The 6,220-nt window shown below is 67.2% G+C and carries 7 protein-coding genes; 5 read left to right on the top strand and 2 right to left on the bottom strand.

Annotated features, from left to right (window positions below; translation table 11 throughout):
• Positions 1 to 694: hypothetical protein (locus tag AAGI46_14960; protein MEM1013507.1), on the bottom strand; the 694-nt coding region annotated here is incomplete at its 3' end.
• 324 nt (positions 695 to 1,018) lie between these two features.
• Between AAGI46_14960 and AAGI46_14955 the strand changes: the two genes are divergently transcribed.
• The 4 genes from AAGI46_14955 to AAGI46_14940 all read left to right on the top strand — a co-directional run bounded on the left by AAGI46_14955 (position 1,019) and on the right by AAGI46_14940 (position 4,444).
• The gene (locus AAGI46_14955; GenBank protein ID MEM1013506.1) at positions 1,019 to 2,380 is read left to right on the top strand and encodes a tetratricopeptide repeat protein; all 1,362 of its coding nucleotides are present in this window, start codon (positions 1,019 to 1,021) and stop codon (positions 2,378 to 2,380) included.
• Between the two features lie 95 nt (positions 2,381 to 2,475).
• Positions 2,476 to 2,970, top strand: coding sequence for a hypothetical protein (locus AAGI46_14950; GenBank protein MEM1013505.1), 495 nt, complete (start codon positions 2,476 to 2,478; stop codon positions 2,968 to 2,970).
• 177 nt (positions 2,971 to 3,147) lie between these two features.
• Entirely contained in the window at positions 3,148 to 3,588 is a 441-nt protein-coding gene (locus AAGI46_14945) for a hypothetical protein (protein ID MEM1013504.1), read from the top strand.
• Complete coding sequence (locus AAGI46_14940) at positions 3,566 to 4,444, top strand: bifunctional 5,10-methylenetetrahydrofolate dehydrogenase/5,10-methenyltetrahydrofolate cyclohydrolase (GenBank protein ID MEM1013503.1); 879 nt, start codon at positions 3,566 to 3,568, stop codon at positions 4,442 to 4,444. Before AAGI46_14945 ends, AAGI46_14940 begins: the two co-directional genes overlap by 23 nt.
• A 9-nt stretch (positions 4,445 to 4,453) precedes the next feature.
• Here the strand turns inward: AAGI46_14940 and AAGI46_14935 are convergent, their stop codons facing one another.
• Positions 4,454 to 5,275 carry an AraC family transcriptional regulator gene (locus AAGI46_14935; protein ID MEM1013502.1) on the bottom strand — a complete coding sequence of 274 codons (822 nt, stop codon included), beginning with the start codon at positions 5,273 to 5,275 and terminating at the stop codon, positions 4,454 to 4,456.
• Positions 5,276 to 5,402: 127 nt separating this feature from the next.
• Between AAGI46_14935 and AAGI46_14930 the strand changes: the two genes are divergently transcribed.
• The coding region (locus AAGI46_14930) for an alpha-glucosidase/alpha-galactosidase (GenBank protein MEM1013501.1) at positions 5,403 to 6,220 on the top strand (818 nt) is incomplete at its 3' end.

Below are 6,220 nucleotides of genomic sequence, written 5' to 3'. Positions count from 1 at the left end.
GACGGGCGCGTGCTGCGGTGTTGGCCTCGACGGCGGCGTTCGCGGCGGCGGCGAAGTCGGTATCGGTCGTGTAGCGGTCGTACCAACGCTGCCAACGCGCCAGGTCCGACGGCTCGGCACTCGACGGCCCGAGCAACACCGCCAACGCACCCGCGGCCGCCCGCCGCGCCTCGGGCTCGTACGGCTCGTCCAACATCGGCCCCAGCGCCGCCAGGGTTGCCGGACGCGGTGATCGTGCCAGACCGTGAGCGGCGGCAAGCTGAAGCTCCGTCGGCTGATCCGGACCCGCGGCCAGGGCGAGCACCGCGTCGGCCTCGGGCGTGTCGATGGTCGCAAGACCCGCGGCCGAGAGTCGACGGACGAGCGTCGTCGTCGTGTGGCCGGGTCTTGGCGTGTTCAGCAGCAGCCGCTCCAGCGTCGGCACCCACGCCGAACGGAGCAGCGACTGCTGATTCAGCTGTGTCAGCCACGCCACCAGATCGTTCGGGCTGGCCGCCGCCAGCAGCCACTGCGTGACGAGCTCAATGTCGGCCGCGTCATCGGCCCGGGTCAGGCGACGCACCAGCGAACGCCGATCCGCGTCCTCAGCATCGGCCAGGGCGTCGATGGCCTCTGCGATGGTGTCGGGCAGCTTGGCCGGCGGCTCGGCCGGAACTTCGGGCGTCGGCTCCTGGGCGTGAATGAGGACCGGCACCGCAATGACCATCGCGGCCGTGGTAGCCGAGATGATCGCGACGCTCCGGAGCAAAGTGTTGTCCGCGAAGTCAGGGAAAAGGTCGGTTCGTCGGTGGACGGGGCAGCGACGAGCGTCCGCGGGTCGGCAGGCCCGTGGCGTCGAAGGAGCTCACAGCGTCCCCGGAGCACTGTAGCGGCCTTCGGATTTCGTCGCGGCATCAACGTTGCGTGCGCGGCCAGGTGCGACTATTTTTCTGTATCGGCTAACGCCACACGATGTGGCGATGCATCCCTCGGCAGCGGCTGCCGACGGGATTCGGACGTGAAGGAGCGCCCTGAGCCTATGAGCAGCAATCCATGGCAAGATGCTGGGTACCGGGTGGAGCGGGCACGTCGCCTGCTCCGTCGTAGGCGTCCTGTCGAAGCCTTGGAAGAGCTGCGTGCCGCCGCCGAGATGGAGCCGCACCACGCGATCCATCACTACGAACTCGGACGTTGTCTCGGGCTCCTGGGCCGGCTTGACGAGTCCGCTAACGCGTTCGCCCGTGCTGCCGAAGTCGAGCCGACCGAGCCGGCTTACGCGTTCTCGCACGGTGAGGCCCGCACCGCCCTCCGCCAATGGGCCGACGCTCTGACGGCTTTTGAGAAGGCTTCCGAGCTCGATCCGACGGATGACCTCGCGCTCGTCCGCCAGCTGGAGGCTCAGGCCGAGCTTGGCGCGCATGAGAAGGCCGAGGAGCTGTTTTACCGGGCCGTCCAACTGCGTGACGATCGCCCCGCCTCGTACTACCACGTCGGCCGAAGTCTGCACGCCCGAGGCCTGACCTCACGCGCCCTCTGGTGCTGGAAGAAGGTCGGCGAACTCACCGTCAACGGCGTCGACACCGGACTCGCCACCCAGGCACTCGTCCGCACCGCCGAAGCCCACGCCTCGCTCGGCCAGACCGACGACGCCCGTCGCATCTATCTGCAGGTCCTCGCCCGCGACGCCCAGCACTTCGAGGCGTTGCTCGGGCTCGCGTCGCTTCTGGTCGACGCTCGCCGCTACGACGCGGCACGCGATCGAATCACCCGGGCTGTCCGACTCGAGCCCGACGATCCGCGTGGCCACTTCCTTGCGGGTCGTCGCTACCTGGCTGTCGGGCGATACGACGAGGCGAGCGTTGCGCTCAGGCGTGTGGTCGAGCTGAGCCCGTCGTTTTCGCGTGGCCATCTGATGCTCGCACGCCTCGCGATTCGCCAGGATGATCCTGTGGCCGTCCGTCGCCATTGCCGTGCGGAGATGATGCGTCGGCCCGACGACGTGGGAACACTGGAAGAGCTTGCCGACATGCTGCTGGACGTCGCGGACACGTCGCGTGCCGTGGCCTGTCTGAAGCGGCTCGTCGCGATCGCACCGAGCGACGCTCGTGCCTGGCAGAACCTCGGCGTGGCTGAGTGCTGGCACGGCAACACGATGGCCGGCGTCATCGCGAGCCGGCGTGCCCTTCGCCTGGATCCGACGAACCTCGTCGCCGCGAACAATCTCGCCCTGGCCCTGCTCGAACTCCGCGAGATCGACGCCGCTGCCAAGGTGGTCGCCGACGGGCTCCGGGTCGATCCGTCGCATCGCCTGCTGCGTCGCGTGCGGCTCCGCCTCCGCTTCGCCCGCCTCGCCCGCGGCATCCGCCGCTGCCTGAAGCTCGAAGCCGACGACTCCGAGTGAGCGACGACCCGACGGCGTCCCCGCCCTCCATCCTGATCGACGGCCAGCCGCAACCCCGTCGGGCACGGCGAGTGTCAGCGATCGTTCTTGCCCTCGTGAGCCTCGTGCTAACCGCGTGGGGCTCCGGATTGTCGCTTGCCATCGGCAACATCTTCGTGCTGGTGACATTTGCATTCATCGCGTTGCCACTTTCGTTCCTCGCGTTCCTCTGTTGGACCGGGTCAGCGCTTTTCTACGGATCGGGTCTGCACGTCGATGAAATCGGCGCACGTCGTCGAAGCCGCTTCGGCTTCCTCTGGCCGGTTCGCTGGGCTCACCCCGAGCGGCCGGCAGTGCGTTACGACGAGGCTGCAAGGACTTCTGATGGGTTTCTCTGGATCGATTCGCGGACGTGGCCTGTCCAGCTTCGACGGTCGAGCCGCGTTCGTCGCCTGCCCTACGGACTGACGCATCGGCTTGTACAGTTGGTGCGCGATCTGGTCCCCGAGGCCCGCCACCCGGCCAACTTCACCGACATCGATCGCCCGACGCACTGCCCGACCTGCGGCTATCGACTGGCGACGCCGGATGGCCGCGAAGTTCGGCTTTGACCCGAATGCGGTTGGCGATGCGAGGCCGACGACCTCGTCCTCTTCGGCAGACCGGGATCGCGCTTTACCGGCACTCTCCTCTCCAAACCCGCTGGGCTGTTCGGCGAGGTGCGTGTTGTTCGAGAAACCCGACGAGCGATTCAGCTCAGTTCGGTCATCTTCCTAGCCATGCTTGCAGTGGCGTTCATCGTCTGGTCGACTACGAACGTCGGCAACTTCTGCGTCTACTTCATCGGCGTGTGGGTCGTCTGGTTGCTGATCAGCTGGGTCCTGCGTCAGGAAGATGACGCGGCCAAGCGCGGCCGACTCGCCGACGCGGATCTGTTTGCCGCTGGAGCTGAGGTCGTGCTGGTCGGCCGACGAGGAATTGCCCAATGGACCCTGGGCGACGGATGGGTCGAGCCGGAGCCGTGGGACGCGTTCGAACGCATCACTTGTCACCCGTGGCCGGGCGGTGCTCGGATTCGGGCGATCCGACGTGGGAAGCTGCCGCTGTGGTGGCGAAAGCGGCACCGGGCCGTCGACTTCGTCTGCGATCTGGCAGAACCCAGGGCCGAGGCACGTCGGCTGCGGGAGCGGGTTTATGCTCTGTCGCATGCAGCCGTCGGCGACCAGTGACGACAAGCTCATCGACGGCCGACGGCTCGCGGCCGAAAGTCGTCAGCAGACGGCCGAGCGCGTCGCGTCGCTCGGCGTGCCCGTCAAGCTCGCGGCCATCCTCTGCGGCGACCCGGGCGGCGCGGCTGTCTACGCAGATCGCCAGGCACAAAGCTGTCGCGACGTCGGTATCGACTACGTCCTTCGCCGGCTGCCGGAAGACGCGTCGTTCGACCGAATCGCGACCGAAATCGTCCGCCTGAACAACGATCCGACCGTGACGGGCGTGATGGTCCACCTGCCGCTGCCCGGCGGGATCGATCCGACGCCGCTGCAGAGCCTGATCGCGCTGCACAAGGACGTCGAGGGCGTCAGCCCGGCCAACATCGGACGCGTCGTCTACGGCCGCACGCTGCTCGCCCCGTGCACGGCCCGGGCGGCGGTCGAGCTGATCGAGTCGACCGACGTGCCGATCGAAGGCGCCGAGGCCGTCGTCGTCGGCGCGAGCGAGATCGCCGGCAAGCCGATGGCCCTGCTCCTGACGCAGCGGAAGGCGACGGTCACGATCTGCCAGAAGGAGACGCGTGATCTTGTCGCCCACACGAGCCGGGCGGACATCCTCGTCGTCGCCGTCGGCCGACCGAACCTGATCGGGCCGGACCACGTGAAGCACGGTGCCGTCGTGATCGACGTCGGCATCAATCGCGTGACGAGCTTCGACGGCAAAAAGAGCACCGTTGGCGACGTCGACTTCGACCGCGTCCTCGCCAAGGCGGGTCGAATCACGCCCGTCCCGGGTGGCGTGGGGCCGATGACAGTGGCGATGCTGCTGGCGAACACCGCACGAGCCGCCGAAGTGCAGGCCGAGCGGCAGTGACTTCGGGTCTCACGGACCGGCGAGCCAGCGGCGCTGGCGGAAGTCGGTGGGCGTAACGCCGACCTTTTTGCGGAACTGGCGGCACAGGTAGTTGGCACCTGCAAAGCCGCTGCGTCGGGCGATGTCGTCGAGCGATCGATCGGTCGAACGCAGCAACGATGCTGCCAGGCGCAGACGCGTCTGGGCGATCGCGTCGGCGGGCGTCGTGCCGGTACGTCGGGAGAACGTTCGCGTCAGGTGCTCCCGGCTCACGCCGAGCCGTTCGGCCAACGCGGCGACGCTGAAATCACGTCGGCCGGCGTGCCGGTCGATGAGTCGCCGCGTGTCCCCCACGAGCGGGTCGCCCTCGGCCCCCGCACGCCGGGCTGCATCGGCCTTGGAAAGTGCCCCGGCCACGATCGCGTAGAGCCGCGACGACAGCGCGAACGGATCGCCCTTCAGCGGCCCGGTCCGCGCCTCGCGATTGAGCGCCTGCAGATCCGCCGCAAGGCCGGCGGGTTCCGCGACGGCGAAGCACGGCCCAAACGTCTGGGCCGCTTGGTCCGCCAACGCCTCGGCAACCGGGCCACGGAGCGAGAGGAAGATGAGCTCGTAGTGCTGCCCTTCGGTTCCGTACGAAAACGGGCCGGGAAACCGTTCGAGGAACACGTGGCCGAACGGCAGCAGCGTTCGCCCCGTCGTCTCGCCTTCGTGCCAGCCGACCCCGTCGAGCGTGAGCTGCAGGACGACGTGCGGGCGATCGCGTCGTCGGCGGACGTCGAACCCGTACCGGCCGTCACGGACTTCGTGTCCGATTCCGTTAAAATCGACCAATCCCGTTCCAGACGGCACGTCACAAACGTACTACGCGCATCGGGCTCGTGCTATGGCTTGGTGTGATTGGGCATGTAATGTGTGGCCTTGCGCATCACCATCTGCGCATCAGCCCTACTTCACTTCGACTTACCCACCGCGAACCATGAGTTACAAGATCGCCATGATCGGCGCCGGCAGCGTCGTCTTCAGCCGCAACCTCACCGGCGACCTGCTCCAGTACGAGCCGTTCAACGACGCGACGTTCACCTACATGGACATCGACGCCGATCGCCTCGACGTCGGGGCGAAGCTCAGCGAGAAGGCCGCCAGAGCGCTCGGCACGAAGGCCAAGATCGAGCAGACGATGGACCGCCGCGAGGCGATCAAGGACGCCGACTTCGTTATCTGCATGGTCCAGATCGGCGGGTTCAACTCGACGCTGGTCGACTTCGAAATCCCACGCAAGTACGGCCTGAACTTCACCATCGCCGACACCACCGGACCCGGCGGGCTCTTCCGGGCACTGCGGACGTTCCCGCTCATGCGCGACCTGGCCCGCGACATCATGGACGTCGCCAAGCCCGACTGCTGGTTGCTCAACTACAGCAACCCGATGTCGATGAACATGAAGTCGCTCCTGCACACCACCGGCGAGCGAGCCACTGGCCGGAACGGCGTGAACGCAGTCGGGCTGTGCCACAGCGTGCAAGGCACCTTCGCAGCCCGCATGCGGGACATCGGCGTCGACCCGGATGACGCGCACTTCGAGTGCAGCGGCATCAACCACATGAACTTCTTCTCGAAGCTCCAGCACAACGACGGCCGCGACCTTTACCCCGAGCTCTTCAAGATCGCCGACGAGAAAATCGGTGACGGTTACGAGGCCGTTCGCTACGAGTTGCTCAAGCGTCTCGGCTATGCCGTGACTGAGTCCAGCGAGCACAACGCGGAGTACTGCGCCCACTTCATGCCGCACGAGGG

It is taken from the genome of Planctomycetota bacterium (genome assembly GCA_038746835.1).
Classification (GTDB): domain Bacteria; phylum Planctomycetota; class Phycisphaerae; order Tepidisphaerales; family Tepidisphaeraceae; genus JBCDKH01.
Note: the sequence above shows the minus strand (reverse complement) of the source record. Positions and strands in the feature narration are given on the sequence as shown.

Bases quoted from the DNA above. Each gene is read 5' to 3' on its own strand.
- AAGI46_14955 (MEM1013506.1), top strand. From the start codon at position 1,019: ATGAGCAGCAATCCATGGCAAGATGCTGGGTACCGGGTGGAGCGGGCA.
- AAGI46_14940 (MEM1013503.1), top strand. From the start codon at position 3,566: ATGCAGCCGTCGGCGACCAGTGACGACAAGCTCATCGACGGCCGACGG.